Raw genomic sequence first — 22,450 nt, forward strand, 5'->3', positions numbered from 1 at the left:
CCGGTCGGCATGCCCGCAGGCCGGCGGCCGGGCTCCGGACAGGCAGCCACCCCCTCCCCGATTGGTCTTGACCTTTGGTCTTGACCTTTCGCCGAGGGCGGTCCTACATTCGGCGCGGCACCACCAATGGCGAGTTCATGATCGACGCCCGAGGCGTGAACGAGGCTGTGTCCGGGAGGGCTTGTGACGATCGAGCCGGCCACCCTGCCGACGGACATCCGGCCGCTCGCCGTCGAGCGCGGCGCCCTTCGGGACAGCGCACGGGCCCATCTGTCGCACGGCGGCGGCGTCCTCCTCACCGGCCCCTCCGGCATCGGCAGAACGACGGTGCTGACCCAACTGGCCGCCGCATCGGGTGAGTTCGGCCACAGGGTGTTGCGCTGCTCGCCGTCTCCCACCGAGCGGGAGAGCCCCTTCCTCGGCCTCATCGACCTGCTGACCGGGGTGGCCGACGACACGTTCGGCGCGCTGGCCGATCACGAGCGGGCCGTACTCGAACGGACCCTGCTGCGCAGCGGCTCCCCCGCGGGGCCCGAACCGGGCACCGACACCGCTTCGGCCGGTGAGCGCGACGCACTCCTCCTGCGGATCGCCGTCCGCAAGGTGTTCGCGGTGCTCGCGGACGCGGGGCCAGTCCTGCTGGTCATCGACGACGCGCAGTGGCTCGACCGGCCGACGACCCAGGTGCTCGACTACCTTGCCCGGCGCGCCGATCCGGGCGTCTCGGTACTCGCCGCCCTCTGTACGGGGCCTGAGACCGCGCCCCCCGCGCACCGCCCGGGCGGGTGCGCCGACGCTTTCGACCTGTGCCCGCCGCCGGTGCGCACGATCGCGGTTCCGCCCATGACCGCCCATGAGCTCGCCGAGCTTCTGGAACGGCACGATCACCCCAGTTGGCCCCGCCCGGTGATCGCGCGGCTGCACCGGGCGAGCGGTGGCAGGCCCCGCACGGCCCTCGAACTCAGCTCGGCCCTCGCCGAGCACGTCCGTGTCGAAGGCGCCGGGTCACCCGGCCCCGACGATCCGCTCCCCGTCCCGGACTCGCTGCGCCGGCCCGTCCTCGACCGGCTCGGCGCGCTGCCCGCGAGCGCCCGGGACACCCTGGTCATGGCCGGTGCGGCCGTGCGGCCCACGGTGGAACTGCTGCGACGTGCGGGGCGCCCGAGCGCCGCGGCCGATCTGGATCTCTGTGTGCGGCACGGCGTCGTCCGCGCGCTGACCGCATCGGACCACGGGACCGTCAGGTTCCTCGACCCGCTCACCCCGATGGTGCTGCGGGCCGAGACACCGTACGAACGCCTGGTGGACGCCCATCGGGCGCTCGCCGAGGCGTCCGACGACACGGTCGAACGCGCCCACCACCTGGCCCAGTTGACGGCGGGACCCGATCCGGCCGTGGCGACCCGGCTCGCCGCCGCGGCTTCGGCGGCCCGCCGCAGGGGCGCCCCCAAAACGGCGGCCAGGCTCGGCCGGCTGGCCGCCGAGTACACCCCGGCGGGGCAGGCTGACGTCGACATCGACCGCAGGCTCACGGCCGCCGAGGACGGCATCGAGGCCGGAGATCTGGACTTCGCGCGGCGGCTCGCGCACGAGGTGCTCGGCGACGCCGAGCGGCCGGCCGACCGGGTACGCGCGTGGAACGTGGTCATCGACTCCTGCGGCCAGGCGATGGCCGAGATCTCCGATGTCTTCCCGGAGGCGGTACGCGACGCGGCGGGCGACCCCGAACTGCTGGCTCAGCTGCACTACCGGATGAGCTGGCGCGCCTGGATGGTGGGCGGCTCCGCGGCGCGCGCCCACGACCACGCCGTTCGTGCGGCAGGGCTCGCCGCGCGTACGGGCGACCGCAGGACCGAGCTGATGGCGCTGACCCAACAGGCCGCCCTGGAGCTCTTCTTGGGGCTGCCGGAGGCCGAGACGACCCTGACCGCCGCCCTCGCCGCGCCCCATGACGTACACGCCATGACCCACCACAACGGACCCGTCTACCTCAAGTACCGGTTCCATCTGGTGCGCGACGAACTCGACGAGGCGCGCGCCGAGTTGCGCACGCTCGTCTACCGGCTGCGGCAGCGGGGTTCGGCCGACAGTCTCAGCCACTGCCTGATCGGCCTCGCCCAGGTCGAGATCGAACGCGGGCGGTGCCGGCCGGCCCTGACCATCGCCCGCCAGAGTCTGCGGATCGTGGAAGAGGCGGGTCTGAGCCAGGGCCCTGCCTGGTACGCGCTCTCGCTCGCCGAGACGGCCGGAGGCAGCCTCGCGCAGGCGCTCACCGCCGCGGAGAAGGCGCGGCGGCACAGCGAGGACGACGACGACCGGCTCTTTCTGCCGCGGGCCCTGCACGCCGAGGGCAGGATCAGACTGTTCAGCGGGCAGCATGCCCAGGCGGTCGAACTCCTGCGCCGGGCGGGCGAGTTGGAGTCGGCGCAGGGCCAACGCGACCCGGCGACCCGCCGCTGGCACGCCGATCTCGCGGAGGCCCTCGCCGCCGCGGGTGCGCCCGACGAGGCGACGGCGGTCATAGCGGCGGCCCGCCACCAGGCCGAACGCCTCGGCCGGCGGGGCGTCCTCGCCACGCTGGACCGTGCGACGGCGGCGGTCGATGCGACGCGCGGTGAACTGGTGCCTGCGGCACGGAGGTTGGAGCGTGCGGCCACGCGCCTGCGCGCCACCGGCTATCCGCTGGAGGAGGCGCGCACCCGAGCGGCGCTCGGCCGGGTCCGGCGGCTGCTCCAGGACGAGACCGGCGCCCGCACCGCCTACGCGGGCGCCCTGCGCATCTTCACCAAGGCCGATGCCCGCCCCTGGATCACGCTGACCCGCACCGAACGCGACCGCGCCCAGGACTTTCCCGTCCCGCCGGCCGAGACCGGCTCGTGGTCGGACCGCCTCACGTCGACCGAACGCAGCGTCGTCGCGCGCGTGGCCCAGGGCGCCACCAACCGCGAGATCGCGGCCGGCCTCGTGGTCAGCGTGAAAACGGTGGAAGCCGCCCTCACCCGCGCCTACCGCAAGCTGGGCGCCAAATCGAGAGTGGAGATCGCACGCATGGTGATGACCCGTCCTACGGCGTAGCCGCGGACACGCCCTGCGGCACGACCGGCCCTGGCGCCGAGGCGCCGCGGGTGACCGCTCAGGCCTCCGGCCAGGCGATCGAGGTTTCGACGGCCCTGTCGTAGTCGACGCCGTCGAGGCCCCATCCGTAGAGCTCGCGGATCTGCCCCATGAACCATTCGGCTCCGGCCGCCGATCGGTCGAGCCCCGCCTGCGGGTCGGCCCACAGTGCACGGACCTGGTCCTGGACTCGTGCGTCGAGTTCCCAGCCGTCGAGACGGACGCGGCCTTCGGCGTCCGTCACGAGGGGGGTGTTGCCGAGGAGCTGGTCCCACAGCTCCGCGGCCTGCTGGTCGGTGGTCCGAAAGTCCTCGCCGAGGACCGTCCGCAGGAACGTGGTGTACAGGGCGATGGACGGGATCGCGCTGGAGGCCTGGGTGACGGCGGCTCCGGTGACGACGGCCCTCGCCCGGCCCCGCCCGGCGAGGACACCCGCGTTCAACTGCCCTGCCGTGCCCTCCAGATGCTCCTTGGCGGCGCCGATGGTGCCCTGCCGGTAGATGGGGGACGTCAGCTCCGAGCCGATGTAGGTGAGTGCGACGGTGCTGAACCCGGCTGCGAGCAGGCCGCGTTCGGCGAGCGCCTGGACCCACAGCCGCCAGTCCCCGCCGCCCATCACCTGCTCGGTGGCGTGCTTCTCGTCCTCCGTTCCCGCCTCCAGACGGACGCTCGTGACCTTGGGCCTGCCGTCGGAGAAGTCCAGGGCCGGTGCCTCGTAGGGCGCGCCGAGCGGTTTGATCACCGAGTGGTGGACGGTGCCGGTCTCCGGGTCGGTGCGCCGGGGCGCGGCCAGGCTGTAGATGAGGTGGTCGACCTTCCCGAACCGTCGCTCCACCAGGGCGAGGACCTCGTCCTTGCCCTTTGCGGAAAAGGCGTCGGTGTTGACGAAGGCGAAGTCGCAACCGGCCTCGGCGGCGAGGCGTGCCGCCTCAGCGGTGCGATACCAGCCCGCTGAGGCGGTGCGCCGCTCGGTCTCGGCACCTTCGTAGGCGACGCCGACGCCTCGGATGCCGTGCCTGCGCAGCCCGGTGAGGAGCGCCGCGAGGCCGTAGCCCGCGCTGTGGCCGAGGAGGAGCACCACGGGAGCGCTGCCGTCGGCGCGCGGCGGGATCCGGTCCCACATCCGGCTGACTGCCGCGGCGGCGCCGGCCGGATGGGAGTTGACGATCAGGAATCCGCGCTGCTTCGGGTCGATGTGCCGCAGGCTCACGTCTGGGTCCGTTCCGGTAGGGGGGTACTGACGGCGGACCTCGGCCGTGGCCTCGCCTTCGAAGAGCGTAGGCACGCCCGTCGCCGCCGTCCGCGCCAGTGGGGAACGGAGAATCCGTCGCGCGGTTGTCGTATCCGATATTGACGGACGTCGTGGTCCGATACCGACGGACGTCGTGGGCGGCCTCGGGACGGCGAAGGGCGCAGCGTAATCCCCGCGCGGGGATGATGGGGCCGATCCGCTGATCCAGGGACAGCGTGTTCCCTGGTCGGCAGGATGGCGGTATGGAGCATGGGGATGCAGCACGGGGCGGGGCTCGGCCGTTGGTGGTGCGGGTGCCGGTGGAGCCGGTCGAGGCGGCGGTCGAGGCGGATGCCCTGGACGCCGTGGCGCGCACGGGCAATCTGGTCGTGCGCGGCCCGTTGTTCGGAGTGGCGGCGCAGGAGGACGGCGACGGGCACGTGTGGCGGGTCATCGTCGCCGTGACGCTCGGCTGCCCGCAGCAGGCGCGCGACAGCCTGAACTCGCGCCTGTGGTTCCGCGCGAAGGACGATGCCGAGGACACGGCCGAGCGGCGCGCCCTGCTGGCGGCGGTCGCCAGGCTGGAGACCGAGTACGTCGACGACCTCGGCGTCGCCGGGACGCGGTACCGGATCGTGCGCGCCGAGGAGTACGCCGCCGTGGGGGCCCTGGGTGAAATGGAGGGGCCGCGCCCCACCGACGCGGAGCCTCTGGTTCCGGACTGGTCGCGTGGAGCCAGGGGGCCGGCCGTCGATGACGGTCTGGTTCTGGACCCGTCGGCTCCGGTCACCCCGACCCAGGTCGCCGAACGGCTCGCGCTGCGGGACCTGTGCTACTCGGGCGACCGGTTCCCCCAGGACGTACTCGCCGATTCGCGTGGGGCCGTGACCACGCACCCGGACATCTTGTTGCTGCCCCCGACGTTCACGGTCGTGGAGCGGACGGCGAACGCCTGGGCGCCGATCAGCGGTCCGCATGCCACCGCGCACACGGCCCGCCGGTCGCTCGACTTCTCGCTGACCTGGGCGTGGCCGCGGATGCGCGGCCTGATCCCGGTGGACGGCCCCATGGAGGCGGACGCCCGCACCGAGACCGAGGGCAGGGCCGATGGCGACGGGACCGCCCGGACGCCCGGCCCGCTGGCCGCGTACGCCGAGGCGGCGGCCGCGCTCCGGGTCGGCCGCGTCAACCGGCTGGAGTTCCAGGACACCGTCTACCAGATCGCGCGCACCCGCCGCCTGCTGCGGTGGGGCCCGGACGGGCCCGAGGGCCCGCGTCCGTCCGACGTCAACACCCAGGAGCCCACCCGCATCCACCCACTGCTCGACGAGGACGGGCACATCGTCTCCGGCGATTGAGCAGCTCCGCACGCACGGCGAGGCGGCTGCGGGCCGGCAGGCGCGGGCGGGTCAGCCACGATGAGTTCGGCGCCGTGCGCGTCCGGCGCCCCGGGTCCTAGCGGCTGAAGCGTGAGGCGCCGAGTGGGACCAGGTGACCGACCAGACCGATCTCCACGCCGTCCTTGGTGGCGCGCGCCTCGGTGAAGCCGACGTTCTCGGGCAGGCTCACCCGCCAGTTCGCGGTGGCCCGTTCGGCACCGGGGACGGTGAGGGTGAGCTCGTCGCCCTGTGCCAGTACGGTTCCGGTGGTGTTCAGCGCGGTCCCGCCGACCGTCCCCGCAACCTTGATGCGGGCCGCCTGACCGTCCGATCCGGGGGCCGCTGAGGCTTGGAGCCTGCCGCCGTTGCCCGCGAGGCGCGTCAGGAGGTCGGACAGGTCCCGGTAGCTGAGGACCAGGGTGCCGGAGGCGCGGTTGGCCTCGGCGCTGCGGGCCGTCAGGGACGTCACCGTCACGTCGTACAGGTCGAGTTGGAGGCGGTCGACGTCGAGGTTGCCGTTCTGCCGGTTGGCCGTGGTGCTCAGGTAGTACTTGTTCGCGGACATCGAGACGTGTCCGAAGGTGCCGTCGACCGCCTGGGTCAAAAAGGGGAAGCCGTCGATCGCCACGTCCATCGACCCTCCGGTGCCGCTGCCGGAACCGCCGTAACGGGTCTCCACGAGTCGGGCCGCCTCCTTCTCCGCGTAGTGCACGGCTATGCGGTCGGCCGCCGTGAACAACACGGCGAGCACCGCTGCCGTGATCACCAGGACCTTCACCCATCGACGTCTCACGTCGAACTCCCCCTCACGAAGCCGCCGTTGTCGCGGCGTCGCTGTTGATGTGATGCTGCTGTCGATATGAGGCCGCCGCGCCTGTGTCATGCCGCCGTCACGCCTGACCGGCGCATCCTCCCACAGCTTTTTGAACGCGTTCAAGCAACGCGGCGCCGGGTCGCGATATGGTCCGCGCATGTCAGACGCGTTGGCCACCGCCATCACCGCGGCGGCGGGACTAGGCGGGGCGCTCCTCGGTGCGGTGCTCCCCCAGCGGTTCAACGCCCGTGAGCGTGCCGCGGAGGCCGAACTCGCCGACCGCAGAAGGTCGTTCGAAGAGCGCCGCGAGGCGTACACGGCGATGAACCGTGCCTCGGAGCAGTTTCACACGCTCCTCAAGGACGCCCTTCACCGCATGCGCGACAGCGTGTACACCGAGGAGGACCGCACGCGCCTCGAAGAGTCCCGCCGGGAGTACCGCGACCGGTACGCGTCGGCACAGATGATCGTCCCGCTGCGCATCATGGAGGCCTCGCGCGAACTCAACAGGGTTCTCGCGGAGGTCGACGCCGCGGCCAAGCGCATAGACCGGGGCCTCGCACGCGAAGGGGAGAGTGCCGAGCAGCTGCTCCTCAGGGTCAGGCAGGCCGAGCCCCGGCTGGTGACCATGCGCACCCTGATGCGGGCGGACCTCGGGATCCGAGACCGCTGAGGTGGTGAGGCCGGTCCCGCCCGGCCGACTCGGCTGCCTCCGGCCGTGGCCGTTGCCTCCGGGCGAGGCCGTTGCCTCCGCGCGACGCGGCTACTGCCGACCGGCGCGGTCACTGCCGGGCCAACTGCCCGCACATGTACCGGGCTCGAAACCGTTCGCACCCGGCGCGCGTCTCCGCTGACGCGATCTCCGCGCCCGAGCGGGGGACGCGGATTCCGTGCCAGAGCGGAGGCAGACGTGAGATGGCTTGCCCCAGTGGTTCCCGTGCTCGCCGCGACGGCCGCGTACGCCTGGGCCCGATGGTGTTTCGCGAGCGCCTCTCCGCCGTCGCAGACCGTGGCGGTGGTGGGTGGAGCGGTACTGATCGTCCTCGCCGCCGGCCTCTACTTCGCGCTCGCCGCCGGAAGCGGCGCGTTCTTCGGTGCGCTCCTGATGGCCCTCGGGCTGTTCCTGACCATGCAGACGGCCGAGGAGGCGACGGCCCGCAGCCGGACGGTGACCTGCGCTGTGCGCGACGTCCAGAGCAGGGAGCTGGAGTCCTCCGGCGACGGCAGCATCTCCAAGACCGTGTACCGGTTCACGCTGGACTGCCCCGGCGGCTACCCGTCCGAGATCACCGAGGGGCGACAACTCGCCAAGAAAGGTGCGGAGTTGAGGATCTCCTACGACCCCGCGCACCGGGTCTCCCCCAGCGTCGAGGGCGACAGCTCTCCGTGGGGATCCGCCGCGGGCGCCGTCTTCCTCCTGGCCGTCGCGACGGCACTCGCGGCGAGGAGGGGAACCGACGACCAGGAGGCGTTCGAGAGGAGAGGCACCCGCGCCTGAGCGAGTGCTGAGCCGATCGCTAGCCGGCTTCCAGATACGCGGCGAGGTGGGCCAGCGAGGAGGCGATGCCCGCTTCGTGGGCGGTCTGGTCGATGCCGGGCGGAACACCGGTGGCGGTCACCGTCACATCGGTGGCCTCGCCCGTGGTGACGAGGTCCCAGGTCATCGTCATGGTGCCCGCGTACGCCGGGTCGTCCGACTCGAACACCGCCCGCTGCACCACACGCACCCCTGGCACGAGTTCGGCGAACCCGACATCGACGACGTCCGTCGCCGCAGATGTCTTGCCGGGGCTCTCGGCGGGATCGAGATAGGTGAGCACCATCCGGAATCCGCCGCCCGCGTGTGGCTCCCATCGCTCGATACGGCCCCGCATCCCGTCCGGCGGCAGCCACGCCTCCAGGGCGTCGCGGTCCAGGAGCGCGCCGTAGACCGAACGCGCGGAGGCCACGATCCTCCGGCCTGCGTGGTCTGTCCTGCTCATGGCCCCGAGTCTAGGCGCGAGGCCACCGCCACGCGGCTCAGCCGATCCGCTGCCGGCCGATCGCCTTGACCCACTCGTCGACGCCGACGACGTCGGCCTGCCGCGGGAAGACCTTCTCCGTGAGCACCCGGTGCACCTCCGCGTCGCCGTCCAGACAGCCGTCGGACAGCACGGTCAGGCCGAAGTCCAGGTCGGCGGCCTGGCGCAGGGTGGAAAGGACGACACCGCTGGTGGCGATGCCGGCCAGGACGAGACGGGTGGCACCGGCGCCGCGCAGGACCATGTCGAGGTCGCTGCCCGCGAAGGCGCTGACCCGCTTCTTGGTGACGACCACGTCGCCGGGCTGCGGCGCGAGGGCGGGGTGGATCTCGGCGCTGGGGTCGCCTTCGACGAATGCCGCCGAACCGGCGACCGCGCCGAACGCCTTGTTGCGGGTGCTGACTTCGGGGTGGCCGGCCCGGAAGCCGATGACGACGTGGACGACCGGTGTCCCTGCCGCGCGGGCCGCGTCGATCGCCGTACCGATGCGGGTCAGGTAGTCGGCGGTGACGCTCTCGGGGAAGCGGTCCACGATGCCCCGCTGGATGTCCATCACGAGGAGGGCGCTGTCGCTGTTCGTCATGCGTAGGATCCTTCGCGTTTCGTTCTGGGGATGTCTGCTGGTCGTGGTCTGGATGCCGCCGGTGGTGGTCCGGATGCCTGCCGGTGGGGCGGCTCGGCGGTGGGCCGCTACGAGGTCGGGCGTCGGCCGCGCAGGAGCGAGGCGAGCGCGGCGACCAGGGACATGGCCGTGGCCACGCCGAACACGGTGACGAGACCGTCGTGGAAGGGACCCGAGACCAGTTCGGGGAAGAAGCTGTGCCCGGTGAGCACCGCGACGTTGTGCGCGGGCAGGGTGTCCAACACCCCACTGGGGGCGAGCAGATGACTGATCGGGTTGTTGCCGAGGAACGTGGCGAACAGGGTACTGACCGGTGGCAGCCCCGCCACTTGCGCGGCCGTATCCGCGGGCACGCCCTGCGCCTGGAGGCCGCTGCTCAGGGCGTGCGGCAGCGATCCGGCGAGGCCGACGATCATCAGGGAGAAGGAGAGACCCATCGACAGGGCGGTGCCCGAGTTCTGGAACGTAGAGCGCATCCCCGACGCCACTCCGCGCTGCTCCGGCGCGACGCTGCCCATGATCGCGGAGGTGTTGGGCGCCGAGAACATGCCCTGGCCCACCCCGCTGAGCAGCAGCAGCGCCGCGAACATGGGGTACGAGAAGTCGACCGGCAGGGCCAGCAGCCCGAGGAAGGAGCAGGCGACCAGGACGAGCCCGCTGGTGGAGAAGAGCCGCGCCCCGAAACGGTCCGACAGATAGCCCGAGACCGGCCCGGCTATCAGGAAGCCCAGCGTCAACGGAAGCATGAAGATGCCCGCCCACAGCGGGGTGCGCTCGAAGTCGTAGCCGTGCAGGGGCAGCCAGATGCCCTGGAGCCAGATGATCAGCATGAATTGCAGCCCGCCCCGGGCGATCGAGGTGAGCAGCGCCGCCATGTTCCCCGCCGCGAACGCCCGGTTGCGGAACAGGCTCAGTCGGAACATCGGCTCGGGTATGCGCGTCTCGACCACGCAGAAGATCACCAGGAGCAGTACGCCCGTGCTGAGGCCGCCGAGGACGAGGGGGTTGGTCCAGCCCGTCGAGTGGCCTCCGTAGGGCTGGATCCCGTACGTGATCGACGCGAGCAGCGCGCCGGCGCCCGCCGTGAACGTCAGGTTGCCGACCCAGTCGATCCGCCCCGGCCTGCGGCTGCCGGTCTCGCGCAGACTGCGGTACGACCAGATCGTGCCGACTATGCCGATCGGCACGCTGACCCAGAACACCGCCCGCCAGTCCACGGTGGCGAGGAGACCGCCGACGATCAGGCCGAGGAACTGGCCTGCCAGAGCGGTGATTTGGTTGACGCCGAGGGCCATGCCGCGTTGTCGCGTCGGGAAGGCGTCGGTGAGGATGGCCGCCGAGTTCGCCGTGAGCATCGAGCCGCCGACGGCCTGCACGACCCGGAAGCCGATCAGCCACAGGGCTCCGCTACCGCCCTTGAACGGATCGAGGGACAGCGCGAGCGAGGCGCAGGCGAACACCGCGAAGCCCATGTTGTACATGCGGACCCGGCCGAACATGTCGCCGAGGCGCCCGAGCGAGACGACCAGCACGGCGGACACCAGCAGATAGCCGAGGATCATCCAGAGCAGATAACCGATGTTGCCCGGGGCCAGCGGATCGAGCCCGATGCCGCGGAAGATCGCGGGCAGGGAGATGATCACGATCGAACCGTCGATCGTGGCGATCAGCACGCCGAGGGTGGTGTTGGAGAGGGCGACCCACTTGTAGCGGTCGTCCTTGTGTCGGTCGTCCCGCGCGTCTTGGGCGCCGGAGCCGTGGGCGCCGCCCTTGCCGGAAGCCTCGGTGGAGCCGGCCCGACCTGCGGCGGTCGCGCCGGAAGTGGCCTTGCGGGATCGGGGGCCGTCGGTGGTCACAGCCGCTCCGCGAGTCGCTCGATCAGGGACAGCGCCGTGACGAGCTCGTGGCGTTCGGCGAGTGTGAACTCCGCCTCGATCGCGTTGGCGAGCCCCTGCACGGACTCCGACCGCCGGTCCCGGATCACCGTGCGTCCCGCGTCGGTCACCGTCATCACCACCCGGCGCCGGTCCGAGGGATCCGGCTCTCGGCTGACCAGTCCGCGCTGCTCAAGGGCGGCCAGGGTGGTGGCCATGGCCTGCGGCCGGACGCGCTCCAGTTCCGCGAGTGCCCCCGGCGAGTCCGGTCCGTCCCGTTCGAGCCGGGCGAGCACGGACACCTCGGAGAGTGTCGTGTCGCCCACGGCGTGCGCCTGCCGCAGCTTCCGGGCTATCCGACCGACGGCCAGCTTGAGGGTCGCCGCCAGTTCTTCGGCGGCTTCTGGTTCGGCTTCGGCTGGAGGTATGACGTCTTCCATGGATAGTTACAATAGGCTTATTAACCTGTCGTAACAACAGGAGGCATCACGAGCCCGATCCGGCCCGGTACCGCGGCCCCGGTATCGCATGTCCGGTATCGCATGCCCGGTCCCCGCCCCACCCGGCCCGGTACGGTCGGCCGCGCTCGCGGGGTCAGGTGGCGATCGTGGTGACCGCCTCCACCCCATACGTCCGGGCGTAGCCGTTCTCGGTGCCGACGAGGAGGTCGACGACCTCGAAGTACCGGTCCCAGAAAGGCGTTTCGCGCAGCGCGTCGATCAGGAGCTGATAGGCATGGTGGTCCTCCGCCTCCCACACCCAGACGTCGGTGACGCGTGCGGAGTAGAACTCCGTGTCGTAGAACCGCGATCGAACGCCGGTGGTCTTCGCCTTGACGGCGGGGACGACCTGGGTGGCGAAGGCTGCCACGCGCTCCTCGACGGTCAGCGCGAGCCACTCGGGTGTGGTCTTGACGAGCATGAACGCGGTGACGGGTGGCTTGGTCCCGGCTTCCTCAACGGACATCGTTGTTCCTCCAAAAGGGTTTACTGGATTGCCAGTTGAAGTCAGTTGATGCCAGTTGGCACCAACCGGCGGCTGACAGCCGGTCCTCAGGAGAGGACGGCGGGCTTGAGCGTCTCGGCGCACCACTGCTCGAAGCTGGTGGGCGACGCGGTGGCCGGGGTTCGGCGGACGCCGGCGTCGAGGCCCTCGTCCTTGGCCCGCTTCATGTCGACGATGCCCTGGACGAAGGAGTCGTTGAGGCCGTAGCCGATGAGAGTGGTGTACAGCTCGTCGAGCGGCTGGCGCTCGTAGCGGACGGGTCGGCCGAGTTGCTCGGTCATGACACGCGCCAGGTCGTTGGGGGACATGTCCTGCGGCCCGAGGACCGGAACACTGTCGACGCCGGTCCAGGAACGGTCGAGGAGCAGTTTCGCGGCAGCCGCCGCGATGTCGGCCACGGCCACGAGCGGGGCCTTGCGGTCCGCTTCTACGTTGTCGATGAAGACACCCTTGTCGCGGATCGACTCCGCCTCCTCCAGAAGGTTCTCGAAGAAGGACGGATTGGCCAGGGCTCGGTAGGCGACCCCGCTGTCGGCGATGAGGTCGTCCATGGCCAGTGAGGCGGTGACAAGGCCGGCGCGGTCGGCAAGCGCCGTGCCCCGGCCGAGCGCGGAGACGCCGACGACGTGGCCGACCCGGTGGGCTGCGAGCGCCTTCGCGGCAGGGAGCGTGAAACCGCTGTAGCCGTCGGCCGGCGTGAGCGAGGAGTCCGGCGGGACCAGCCAGAAGACGGCGTCCGCACCCTCGAAGGCACGGTCGACGACCTCGGCGTCGCCGTGCGAGCCGGTGACCACCTCGACGCGTCCGCGCACCTCGTCCGGCAGCCGGGCGGGATCGCGCACGATGACGCGCAGTTCCTCGCCCGACGCGGGTGCGGCCTCAAGGAGTCGAGTGAGCAGGTGGCGCCCGATGTTCCCGGTGGGAGCGGTAATGACGATCATGAGAACCCCATGGGTTGTGCCGTTCGGTACGCCCTCATCCTGCGAAGGCCGGGGACGTTGCCACAAGGGGAACTTCGGCATTGAATCATTGTCTGAAGTGGAATGACCCTGGTGAACAGCACGAACGTCCTCCAACAGCCCTGGGCGAGCGTGATCCTCAACTCGCAGGGTCGGTCCGGGGCATTCGACGCTGGACGGAGCCACAGACAACGCAGCTCCCTTGGGCGAGGACCGCTCGGGTCAACGCCGCACACAGTGCAACGGACCACCGCAGGTGAACAGTTATGCAAATACCTCACCCCCGCCCCCTCCCGCACAGGGAATTCACAGAAGTCGACAGTAAATAAAACGGCGTGGCGCCTTCTGCCGAATTTTCGGCAGAAGGCGCCACGCCGTTTTTTATGACCTCTTTAGAGAGGGCTCGCACACTCTTTGCGCAAGCCCGCCCGCTTTAACGGTGGCAGACCTTGTGGGCCTTGTGCCAGGTCTTGGTCCAGTACCCCGGGTGGACCTTGCCGTGCCGGTCGCGGGTCGGCTTGTGCCAGGTCTTCGTCCAGTAGCCCTTGACCACGTGGCACTTCTCCTTGCCGCCGTGAGCCGCTGCCGTGACCGTGTGCTGCGGGGCCGCCTCCGCGGCACCGACCGAGGAGAAAGCCACCCCCGCGGTGAGCGCGGCCGTGGCCGCTCCGAGAGCGATCACACGCTTGACGCCTTGAATCATGACGCCGCCTTTCTGTTTTGTAACACCGTCCGACGAGCTGGACAACGACAGTTTTATCACCGATGCCCGGACGGAATACGCGTGTCACTCGGGCGCGCGGGAGCATTAAGCAGTTGCGAGTTAAACCATGCACGCCCCCGTAAAAGCGACCCACTCTTTCACGTTTACCTGGTCACTCCGTCCAATTCCGGAGCGGCTACGGGGACCGCGGCGGAGCGGCGACGCGGACCGCACGACAGGCGCCCGCCGCACCCCGGCCCCACCCCGCTCAGCGCCGCCTGCGCCCCGACCAGCCGTTGCCGATGCCCGCGACGTGCAGGGCCAGCAGAGCGAGGCCGATCAGCATGACGTTGGTGGAGGTGAACACGTGATTGGTCGATATGTCCGCTGCATTGATCAGAAACGCGATGATGAACAGAACCGCGGCGCCTATGGCCAGCATGGCTTCTCCCCTATCCGGTTGATGCCCGCCGGGTACCCCGCCTCACCAGCAGGAACCCCGTAGCGCGAACACCGGCCCACTTCAGGGGACTTGGGCCGTCACTGGGCGCTTGCCGCCGGGCGGACGACGATCTCGTTGACGTCGACCTGCGGAGGCTGGGCCACGGCATAGGCGATGGCGTCCGCGATGGCGGAGGCGGGAAGGGCCACCGCACGGTAGGTCCTCATGGCCGCTCGGGCGGCGGGATCGGTGATGTGGTCGGCGAGTTCGGACTTCGTCACGCCCGGCGAGACGAGGGTGACCCGGATGTCCCCGGTGGACTCCTGGCGCAGCCCCTCGGAGATCGCGCGGACGGCGAACTTGGTGGCGCAGTAGACGGCCGCGGTGGGCGAGACCTCGTACGCGCCGACGGAGGCGATGTTCACGAAGTGTCCGCCGCCGTGCTTCCGCATGACCGGCAGGGCGGCGGCGATACCGTGCAGGACCCCGCGCACGTTCACGTCGATCATGCGGTCCCACTCATCGGTCCTGAGTTCGTCCAGGGGCGAGAGCGGCATCACTCCGGCGTTGTTGACCAGCACGTCCAGCCGGCCGAAGCGCTCTTCCGCGGCGTGGACGAAGGCGCGTACATCGGCCGCGTCCGTGACATCGAGGTGCTGGAACTGTGCGGTGCCGCCGCCGGCGTCGAGCTCCTTGGCCAGTCCCTCCAGGCGGTCGCTGCGGCGGGCTCCGAGGAGCAGGCGGTGGCCGTCGGCCGCGAGCCGTCGGGCGGTCGCCTCGCCGATCCCGCTGCTGGCGCCGGTGATGGCCACGACCTTGGCGGGCCCGGGCGAGGCGGGCTCGTACGTGGTGGACTCGTACGTGGTGGACTCGGTCATGCGGGGTCTCCCTCTCTGGGCAGCACGAGGTGCTCGTGACGAGGTACGTCGACGACTCCGGAGCACCGCGATGCCCGACCGAGTCTCGTCAGGTGGCGGGCGACCCACCAGGACGGCTGCTGCCCGGGTGCGCCACACCCCGGCTGAGGACTGCCGCCGAGGGCTGCCACTGCACCCCGGGCCGACGTGCGGGCTGGCTACTCGGCCACCCCGCCGTGGAGACTTGCCGGGCCAGCAGCGAGAAATGCCGTCAACTCACTGGCCACACAAGGCAGTTGATGATCTGGGCGCTTCTTCGGAATTCACCCATGGGGCAGGCCAGGGCCCAGCGGCGCGAGTGCCGCCGGTCAGCCGCACTCGTGGTAGCACTGGACGCCGCCGCGTCCTCGACCGCGCCCTAGGGTGGGCCGATGCGCCGATCAGACCCTCAGCCGTACTGGAACACCAACGTCGCCCGGCACCCCGGCATTCTCCGCGCCGTTCCCGAGGGGTGCGGCGGCGCGTTGGACGTGGGCTGCGGGGACGGGCTGCTCGCCCGCAAGCTCGCCGGGCAGGCGAAGACCGTCACGGGAATCGACAAGTCGCCGGAGATGATCGCCCGCGCCCGCCAACTCGCCGACGCCCACCGCGATCTCACGTTCATCGAGGGGGACTTCCTCACGGCCGAACTGCCCACCACGGGCTACGACTTCATCTGCTCGGTCACCACGATCCACCACATGGATTTCGAGGGAGCCCTGCTCCGCATGCGTCAACTCCTCCGCCCTGGAGGAACGTTGGTGGTGGTCGGCCTGGGGCGCGAGGCGGGCGCGAAGGAATGGGCGACCATGATCGCGACCGCGCCGATCGTCCGGGGCGCCAAGCTGATCCGCCGCGCGCGAGGACCGGAAGGCATGCCCGTCGCCATCCCGGAGATGAGCTACGGCCAGGTGCGAGAGCGTGCGGAACGGCTGCTGCCCGGCGTGCGGTACCGCCGACATGTGCTGCGGCGCTACTCACTGACCTGGCAGAAGCCCGGCGGCTGACGCGGCGTCAGCATGCGGTTCGCCCGCTGGGAACGGGCCGCCGCCGCAGCGTGACTCGCGACTTTCCGCTCAGCGGCGCCGGGAACTGCATGCACGCACGAGCCTGCCCGCTTCACCGGCGACCGAGGCATCAGCGTCCGACACCAGAGCCGAGGCCAGGGCTTCCAGTCGCGTGAAACCCTCCTCGGACTGACAGCAGATGTTGTTGATGGCAACGTCGAGGTGATCGCCGGTCTCATCGTCCGCTGAGGAGAACGCCGCGAGAACCATGCGCAGGCCGCGGACGTCCCAGCGTTCGAGCAGCGCCTCCGCCGTCTCTTGGGTGACCGCGGTGTCCTGGCCGTCCAGGAGCAGACGCTGGAGGACCCTGGCGATCTCGGCGTCCTCCGCCGCGCCCGCCAGCCGCCGGCCGGCCGCCGCTCGGACGGACCACGACGGTGAGCGGGCGGCCTCTACGGCCGGGCTCAACTCGCTGCCGGCATCCGGGAGATCCATGCTGCCATCCTGCACGACGCGGCGCACACCTCAGGCCGCCGGGGCACCAGGGGGCGGAGGCGTTGCCACGGCCAGTACCTTTCAGGTGGTCCGCGCGGCGGGCGCGGCACCGTGCGTGATGATCGGAGCTCGTGGTGAAGGCAGTACGTTTCAGCCGGTTCGGTGGACCCGAAGTGCTCGAACTCGTGGATCTTCCCGATCCGCAGCCGGGCCCCGGCGAGGTCCGGATCGCGGTGCGCGCCGCCGGGGTCAACGCGAGCGACTGGAAGAAGCGCCAGGGGTTGATGGACCCGGAGCTTCCGCAGACTCTGGGCTACGAGGCGGCAGGTGTCGTCGACGCCCTCGGCGAGGGCGTCACGGACGTGGCCGTGGGCGATCGGATGTTCGGCTTCTCGGGCGCAGGGGCGGCGCAGGCCGAGCTGGCGGTGCTGTCCTTCTACGCGCCGGTCCCCCGGCCTCTCGACTTTGCCCGTGCCGCCGCGCTGCCCGCCGCCCTGGAGACGGCAAGGCGTGCCCTCGACCAGCTCGGCGTCGTGGGCGGCGGCACTCTGCTGATCAACGGCGCCTCGGGCACCATCGGCAGCGCGGCGGTTCAGTTCGCCGTGGCGCGGGGCGCGCGCGTGATCGGCACCGCCGGTGCGGGGAACCACGCCTACCTGCGCTCGCTGGGCGCCGAGCCGGTCGCGTACGGCGAGGGCCTGGCCGATCGGGTCCGGGCGCTGGCGCCGGAGGGAGTGGACCTCGCACTCGACGTGGCCGGGAGCGGCGTCCTGCCCGAGCTCATCCAGCTCACGGGGCGACCGGAACGCGTCATCACGATCGCCGATTTCGAGGGGGCGCGGAAGTACGGCGTCGTGTTCAGCCGGGGCGACTCCGGACGCGCGCTCCATGTGCTCGCCGAGATCGGCGAACTGATCGAGTCCGGGCGCTTCTCGCCGCCGGCGGTGACGACCTACCCACTCGCCGAGGTCGCGGAGGCACAGCGCGCCGTCGAGACCGGTCACGTACGCGGGAAGATCGTGCTGGTGGTCGGCCCCGGCGAGTAGCGGCACCTCGCCTCGGCGTGGGGCGACCCGAGTCCCGCCCCGCCGGCGGCCGCGTCCTCATCCCCGCAGGGAATCGGATGCGGCGCGGCCGGGGCGGACCTCGCGCTTGCCGACCGGACCCGTGAGCGCGCCGCGCGGACCGCTGGGAGTGGTCAAGGCTCTCGGAGCGGTCGGGGCAATCGAAGCACGGGGAGCACCCAGAGCATTCGGAACGCTCAGACGAGTTCGGGCTGCGGTCCGGCCTGGGGTTCCAATTTCCGTACGGGGACGGGCTGCGGCTCCCACTGCTTCGTGGTCCTGATGAAGTAGTGGATCACCGAGAACGTCGCCAGCATGAGAAGAGGACCGAATATCCAGGGGTGCTGGGCCATCGTCATCGAGAGATAGCGATAGGAGAGCAGGAATGCGGTGAAGATCGCCGCACCGTACGCGACAAGGAGCGCTCCCGAACGGTCCCAGCCACGGGCGAGCGACCGGAGGGCTGCCTCGATGGTGAGCGCGAAAACGACTCCGGCAATGATGTCGGTGCCGTAGTGGTAGCCGAATCCCAGCGTCGCGCCGAGCGTCGCGATCCACCAGAAAGCACCCGCTATCCGGAGCGCCTTCGGCCCCTTGCGGGAATGGATGAAAATGGTGGTTGCCCAGGCCGTGTGCAGACTCGGCATGCAATTGCGCGGGGTTATCTCATTGAACGGCATATGGTGAGGCACACTGATCGAAGCCGAATTGGGCCACACATTGGCCACCGCCCAGTGCCCGCCGTCCGCGCCGTAGGCGAAGATGGGGCCGACCACCGGGAAAATCATGTAGAAGGCGGGCCCGAGCAGGCCGATGACCAGGAAGGTTCGTACCAGATGATGGGCCGGGAAGCGGCGCTCGGTCGATACGTTGCGCAGCTGATAAAGCGCGACGATGACCGCTGCCACCGCAAGCTGGATGTATACGTAATCAAGAATGTGGGCGCCGATCGGTCCGGTCGACTTCACGAACCGGCCCACCAGCCAAGAGGGGTTGCCCAGTGCGTGATCGGCGGTCGCCACATACTGGTCGAGTACCGTCGGGCGAGTCTTCGATGTAATGAGGAGCCAGGCATCGCCCGTCTTTCGGCCCGCCACCAGGAGCAGTCCGAGACCGACGCCCTTCAGGAGCAGGACACGTTCCTGACCGGTGCGGCGCGTGAAAGCGATGACGACACAGGCCAGAATCACCCATAGCGCACCATTGCCGAACATCATTTTGGCGTCGACGGCCCAGCGAATCAGGAAGAAGGCTATGTCGATACCGACGGCAGCCGCTATGGCGATGGCCCGCTGCCGCCAGGTCAGCACCACCATCATCAGCGCCATACTGGCGTACAGCAGGGGCCCGGATTTCGGCGCGAATATGACTTCTTTCGCCTGATTTGTGATCGGGCCCGGCTGGCCGTAATGACGCGCCGCGACCTCCAGCACGACGAGGAACCCGAGGGCCACCACGACCACCGCAGCCCACATCATCGCCCGCGGAGTACGCCACGTCGACGGAATTTTGTTGTTTATTCGGGAAAATACCCGCGGTGATATCGTTGTCAATTGTTTGGCCGATTTGCTAGATGTTGGTTAACAGGTCACTCTTCGTACTGGATGAGTTCGTCATTGTGATGTAGTGCACCGAGGACAGGATCATCAGCGCCGATCATGTTATCCGAGTGGTGTGGGTGGGTTTCGCTGGTCATGGGTGACCTCGTGCACTCGCATCCCGGGACGAGTCGCGCCGCACTTACGACGCGTCCTCGATCCGCCCCCTCAAGTGGTCATATGCCCAGGCCGCCAGGGTGGTCGGGGTCGTGGTGCGGACCGTGCGGCCCTGTTCGGGGACGAAGTCCTCCCGGAGGCCGGTCGACATGCCGAGAACGGACTCGACCATTCCGTCCGGCATTCCGGCTCGGTGCAGCTGGGCACGCATGGCGTCGTCGGTGATGCGTTCCACATCGATCCGCCGACCGGTGGCCGCGGTGAGGATCTCCGCGACCTGCTGCCAGGTGAGATCGGCCGCTCCGTGTACCGCCTGCACGCAGCGCCCGGACCACGCGGACGACAGGAGGCGGGTGACGGCCACCTCCGCGATGTCGCGCGGGGCCACCCAGGCCATGGGCTGGTCGAGCGGCAGGACGACCTGGAGGAGGCCCGCCCGCACGGCGTCGAGCTGAAGTTCCAGGTTGGTGAAGAAGTAGCCGCATCGCAGATGGGTGACGTCGACGCCGGTGCCGTCCAGGGCGGTCTCCGTAAGGGCCAGCCCGTCGATCTCTCCGGCACCGTGGCGCTTCTCGGCGCCCACGCTGCTCTGGAAGACGACCCTGCCGATCCCGTTCTCGGTGACGGCCCGCACCACGCTGGTGGTCGCACGGGCGTAGTCGGCGAGGGGATCACCGCTCGCCGTACTCGGGTCGACCCAGAACAGGGCGTCGACATCGCGGGTGGCGGCGACCACCGTCTCGGCGTCGTACTGGTCGACCCGCACCGCGTCCACGTGGTCGCGGACCTCGGGGGCGAGGCGGGCGGGATCACGGAGCAGGACGCGCGGGCAGACACCGGCCCGGATCAGCGCGGTGACGACATGACGGCCGACGTTGCCGGTCGGCGTGGTGACGGCGATCCGCATGGCTGCCTTCCTTTCGATGCGTTCTGTGGCTGTTGTGGCTTCTGCGTCTTTCAGTGGCGGAACAACATCGGTGACTCGGCCAGGCTAGAAGGAGAGTCGGTCGGCACCTGTCCTATTTCGGTCGAAGTCAGTCACCGAGCCATGGGGAGCAGCCGCACCTCGCCCTCGGGCAGCTTGGCCCACCAGTGGTGATGACGGCTGTAGGGCGCAGCCTCACGGCCGGCGAGGAGTTCGGCCAGGGACCGGGCCTCCTCCGCGAGCCCTTCCCAGACGGCCCGCGTCAGCGGGTGGAAGGCCGTCACCTCGACGCCTTCGGCCATGGGCCGCCACACCCCGGCGACATATCCGTCCACCAGCACGGCGGGCAGGACATCGCCGTTGTTCCGGATCACCAGGGGCCGGTACGCCGGCGGAATCAGTCGGCCACGGTCGGCATGGGACAGCAGGGCGCTGTCCCACATGGCCAGGAACCGGGGCGGCGCCGGGGTGTCCGCGGGTGGCCGAGGAGCGTCCGGCAGGTCGAACAGGGTGAGCCCGTCCGGCCCTTGGAGCTGTTCGACGACGGTCTCCGGAGCGCTCAGGGCTCGACGCACGTCCGAGCGCCGCATCATCAGGAACTGGGCCACGTCCGCGACCGAGGCCGGCCCGAAGCCGGCCAAGTACCGCAGGACCAGGGCCCGCAGCGCCTCCGGGTCCGGCTCCCGTCCGCGGTACGCGCGCGGCGTCCCGGCCGCCACGAACGACGGCCGGTAGCCGAACGACCAGGGCGCCTTCGTCGGGGCGTGCTGTAGCGGTGCGTACGCCCTCAGCCCCCACCAGCCCCCGTCCCCGCGCTCGGCGCCGACCCGCTCCTCCACCCAGGCCCGCATCTCGGCCATGGTGCGCGGCCGGTCGGCGAACGCGAGCAGCTCCGGCGTCAGCTCGTCGGCGTCCGCCGGCGTGAGGCCTGTCGCGGCGAAGCGGTGGCCGAGGCGGGTCGCGTACAGCGTCGGCTGCATCGCCGCACGGAAGACCGGATAGTCCTCGGCGCGCACCGCGTGCAGCGTGACGCGCATCAGGGTCGCCTTGACCACCAGGCGGCGCGTGAAGGCCTCGTCCAGCTCGGCCGGATCGAAGCCGGAGAGCCGGTTCCATAGCGCGATGTACGGGGATGCCGGGTGCTGGGCCTGGAGCGCGACGAGTTGCTTCAAGCCGTCAAGGACGCCCAACTGTGCCCGTTCCAGTAGGAGTTGACGGCTCAGAGTGGCTCGGTTGAGTGCGCGCCCGGTGAGCTTCATGCCCGGATTCTGCCGCACCGGCCCCACCCGTTTCCCGCGCCGCACCAGAACCGCAGGTCGGGCCGCGAGGGTTCTGCACGGCTTCCGGAGGCCGGACCCGAAGGCAATGAACAGGTCAAGCGTTTCCCATCCAGGTCAAGATTGGGAGAGATGTGGAATTCATAAGAGCCCGCCGGAATAGTCGCCTGGGGAAACGGGTTCAAGCCACACGTACCCCGCTCAGGGGCCGCCGCCGACCTCACTCAGCCTCCGGAGGCTCCTCTATGTCCCCACCGACGACCGACCAGCAGGCCGCGCCGCGCGGCATACGTGGTGTCGTCCCCGTCCTGGCGTTCGCCGGCATCACGGTCGCGGTGATGCAGACCCTGCTCGTGCCGGTCATCAAGGACCTGCCGGAGCTGCTCAGCACCTCGCCGTCCAACGCCACCTGGGTCATGACCTCGACGCTGCTCGCCGGCGCCGTGGCCACCCCGATCATGGGCCGGCTCGGGGATCTGAACGGCAAGCGCCGCATGCTCCTGTTCAGCCTCGCCATCATGGTGATCGGCTCGCTCATCGCCGGTTTCACCGACCAGCTCATCGTGATGATCGTCGGCCGTGCGCTCCAGGGCTTCGCGATGGGCGCCATCCCGCTCGGCATCGGCCTGATGCGGGACGAACTGCCCCGCGAGAAGCTCGGCTCGGCGATGGCCCTGATGAGCTCCTCCATCGGCGTCGGCGGCGGACTCGCGCTGCCGGCCGCCGCCCTGATCGCCCAGCACGCCGACTGGCACGCCCTGTTCTTCAGCTCGGCGGGCCTGGGTGTGGTGGCCATCGTGCTCACCCTGGTCTTCGTACCGGAGAGCCGGGTCAAGGCGGAGGGCACGTTCGACGTGTTCGGCGCCCTCGGCCTCTCCGCGGGTCTGGTCCTGCTGCTGCTTCCGAT

The 22,450-nt window shown here is 70.3% G+C and carries 22 protein-coding genes; 7 read left to right on the top strand and 15 right to left on the bottom strand.

Annotated elements, in window-relative coordinates; all coding sequences use genetic code 11:
• Positions 1-183 precede the first annotated feature (183 nt).
• Positions 184-3,075, top strand: a complete 2,892-nt coding sequence (locus tag CG740_RS41530; RefSeq protein WP_267895409.1) for an AAA family ATPase — start codon at positions 184-186, stop codon at positions 3,073-3,075.
• A gap of 58 nt (positions 3,076-3,133) precedes the next feature.
• Here the strand turns inward: CG740_RS41530 and CG740_RS18290 are convergent, their stop codons facing one another.
• Positions 3,134-4,324: an enoyl-[acyl-carrier-protein] reductase FabV gene (locus tag CG740_RS18290; protein ID WP_100576227.1), complete on the bottom strand. Its 1,191-nt coding sequence runs from the start codon at positions 4,322-4,324 to the stop codon at positions 3,134-3,136.
• A gap of 284 nt (positions 4,325-4,608) precedes the next feature.
• Here CG740_RS18290 and CG740_RS18295 point away from each other — a divergent pair, with 284 nt between their 5' ends.
• Positions 4,609-5,703: a DUF5954 family protein gene (locus CG740_RS18295; protein ID WP_199846497.1), complete on the top strand. Its 1,095-nt coding sequence runs from the start codon at positions 4,609-4,611 to the stop codon at positions 5,701-5,703.
• Positions 5,704-5,800: 97 nt separating this feature from the next.
• Here the strand turns inward: CG740_RS18295 and CG740_RS18300 are convergent, their stop codons facing one another.
• Positions 5,801-6,517, bottom strand: a complete 717-nt coding sequence (locus tag CG740_RS18300) for an LmeA family phospholipid-binding protein (protein WP_234376340.1) — start codon at positions 6,515-6,517, stop codon at positions 5,801-5,803.
• A gap of 178 nt (positions 6,518-6,695) precedes the next feature.
• Between CG740_RS18300 and CG740_RS18305 the strand changes: the two genes are divergently transcribed.
• The gene (locus CG740_RS18305; protein WP_100576229.1) at positions 6,696-7,211 is read left to right on the top strand and encodes a hypothetical protein; all 516 of its coding nucleotides are present in this window, start codon (positions 6,696-6,698) and stop codon (positions 7,209-7,211) included.
• Positions 7,212-7,448: 237 nt separating this feature from the next.
• A complete protein-coding gene (locus CG740_RS18310) occupies positions 7,449-8,036 on the top strand; it encodes a hypothetical protein (protein ID WP_199846498.1) in 588 nt (195 codons plus the stop codon).
• Between the two features lie 19 nt (positions 8,037-8,055).
• On the opposite strand, the gene CG740_RS18315 is transcribed toward CG740_RS18310, so the two are convergent.
• The 9 genes from CG740_RS18315 to CG740_RS18355 all read right to left on the bottom strand — a co-directional run bounded on the left by CG740_RS18315 (position 8,056) and on the right by CG740_RS18355 (position 15,042).
• Positions 8,056-8,520, bottom strand: coding sequence for an SRPBCC domain-containing protein (locus CG740_RS18315; protein WP_100576231.1), 465 nt, complete (start codon positions 8,518-8,520; stop codon positions 8,056-8,058).
• Between the two features lie 37 nt (positions 8,521-8,557).
• Positions 8,558-9,142 carry a cysteine hydrolase family protein gene (locus CG740_RS18320; RefSeq protein ID WP_100576232.1) on the bottom strand — a complete coding sequence of 195 codons (585 nt, stop codon included), beginning with the start codon at positions 9,140-9,142 and terminating at the stop codon, positions 8,558-8,560.
• Between the two features lie 107 nt (positions 9,143-9,249).
• Positions 9,250-10,854 carry an MFS transporter gene (locus tag CG740_RS18325; protein WP_100576406.1) on the bottom strand — a complete coding sequence of 535 codons (1,605 nt, stop codon included), beginning with the start codon at positions 10,852-10,854 and terminating at the stop codon, positions 9,250-9,252.
• A 179-nt stretch (positions 10,855-11,033) separates the two neighbouring features.
• Positions 11,034-11,495, bottom strand: coding sequence for a MarR family winged helix-turn-helix transcriptional regulator (locus CG740_RS18330; RefSeq protein WP_100576233.1), 462 nt, complete (start codon positions 11,493-11,495; stop codon positions 11,034-11,036).
• Between the two features lie 154 nt (positions 11,496-11,649).
• Entirely contained in the window at positions 11,650-12,021 is a 372-nt protein-coding gene (locus CG740_RS18335) for a darcynin family protein (protein WP_100576234.1), read from the bottom strand.
• A gap of 86 nt (positions 12,022-12,107) precedes the next feature.
• Positions 12,108-13,001 (bottom strand): NAD(P)H-binding protein, encoded by an 894-nt coding sequence (locus CG740_RS18340; protein ID WP_100576235.1) that lies wholly within the window; start codon positions 12,999-13,001, stop codon positions 12,108-12,110.
• Positions 13,002-13,452: 451 nt separating this feature from the next.
• Positions 13,453-13,701, bottom strand: coding sequence for a hypothetical protein (locus CG740_RS18345; RefSeq protein WP_234376341.1), 249 nt, complete (start codon positions 13,699-13,701; stop codon positions 13,453-13,455).
• A 289-nt stretch (positions 13,702-13,990) separates the two neighbouring features.
• Entirely contained in the window at positions 13,991-14,164 is a 174-nt protein-coding gene (locus CG740_RS18350; RefSeq protein ID WP_100576237.1) for a hypothetical protein, read from the bottom strand.
• 98 nt (positions 14,165-14,262) lie between these two features.
• A complete protein-coding gene (locus CG740_RS18355) occupies positions 14,263-15,042 on the bottom strand; it encodes an SDR family oxidoreductase (protein WP_100576238.1) in 780 nt (259 codons plus the stop codon).
• Positions 15,043-15,452: 410 nt separating this feature from the next.
• Between CG740_RS18355 and CG740_RS18360 the strand changes: the two genes are divergently transcribed.
• Positions 15,453-16,067 (top strand): class I SAM-dependent methyltransferase, encoded by a 615-nt coding sequence (locus CG740_RS18360; protein WP_100576239.1) that lies wholly within the window; start codon positions 15,453-15,455, stop codon positions 16,065-16,067.
• Positions 16,068-16,136: 69 nt separating this feature from the next.
• On the opposite strand, the gene CG740_RS18365 is transcribed toward CG740_RS18360, so the two are convergent.
• The gene (locus CG740_RS18365) at positions 16,137-16,562 is read right to left on the bottom strand and encodes a hypothetical protein (protein WP_100576240.1); all 426 of its coding nucleotides are present in this window, start codon (positions 16,560-16,562) and stop codon (positions 16,137-16,139) included.
• Positions 16,563-16,696: 134 nt separating this feature from the next.
• Here CG740_RS18365 and CG740_RS18370 point away from each other — a divergent pair, with 134 nt between their 5' ends.
• On the top strand, positions 16,697-17,608 hold the full coding sequence (locus CG740_RS18370; RefSeq protein ID WP_100576407.1) for an NADP-dependent oxidoreductase: 912 nt from the start codon (positions 16,697-16,699) through the stop codon (positions 17,606-17,608).
• A gap of 215 nt (positions 17,609-17,823) precedes the next feature.
• On the opposite strand, the gene CG740_RS18375 is transcribed toward CG740_RS18370, so the two are convergent.
• From CG740_RS18375 to CG740_RS18385, 3 genes are all read right to left on the bottom strand, one after another.
• Positions 17,824-19,104 (bottom strand): phosphatase PAP2 family protein, encoded by a 1,281-nt coding sequence (locus CG740_RS18375; RefSeq protein ID WP_100576241.1) that lies wholly within the window; start codon positions 19,102-19,104, stop codon positions 17,824-17,826.
• Positions 19,105-19,366: 262 nt separating this feature from the next.
• Positions 19,367-20,248: an NmrA family NAD(P)-binding protein gene (locus CG740_RS18380; RefSeq protein WP_100576242.1), complete on the bottom strand. Its 882-nt coding sequence runs from the start codon at positions 20,246-20,248 to the stop codon at positions 19,367-19,369.
• 131 nt (positions 20,249-20,379) lie between these two features.
• On the bottom strand, positions 20,380-21,525 hold the full coding sequence (locus tag CG740_RS18385) for a winged helix DNA-binding domain-containing protein (RefSeq protein ID WP_100576408.1): 1,146 nt from the start codon (positions 21,523-21,525) through the stop codon (positions 20,380-20,382).
• Between the two features lie 263 nt (positions 21,526-21,788).
• On the opposite strand from CG740_RS18385, the gene CG740_RS41020 reads away from it, so the two are divergent.
• Positions 21,789-22,450: MFS transporter (locus tag CG740_RS41020; protein ID WP_234376342.1), on the top strand; the 662-nt coding region annotated here is incomplete at its 3' end.

This window comes from Streptomyces sp. CB01201, assembly GCF_002803085.1.
Lineage (GTDB): Bacteria > Actinomycetota > Actinomycetes > Streptomycetales > Streptomycetaceae > Streptomyces > Streptomyces hundungensis.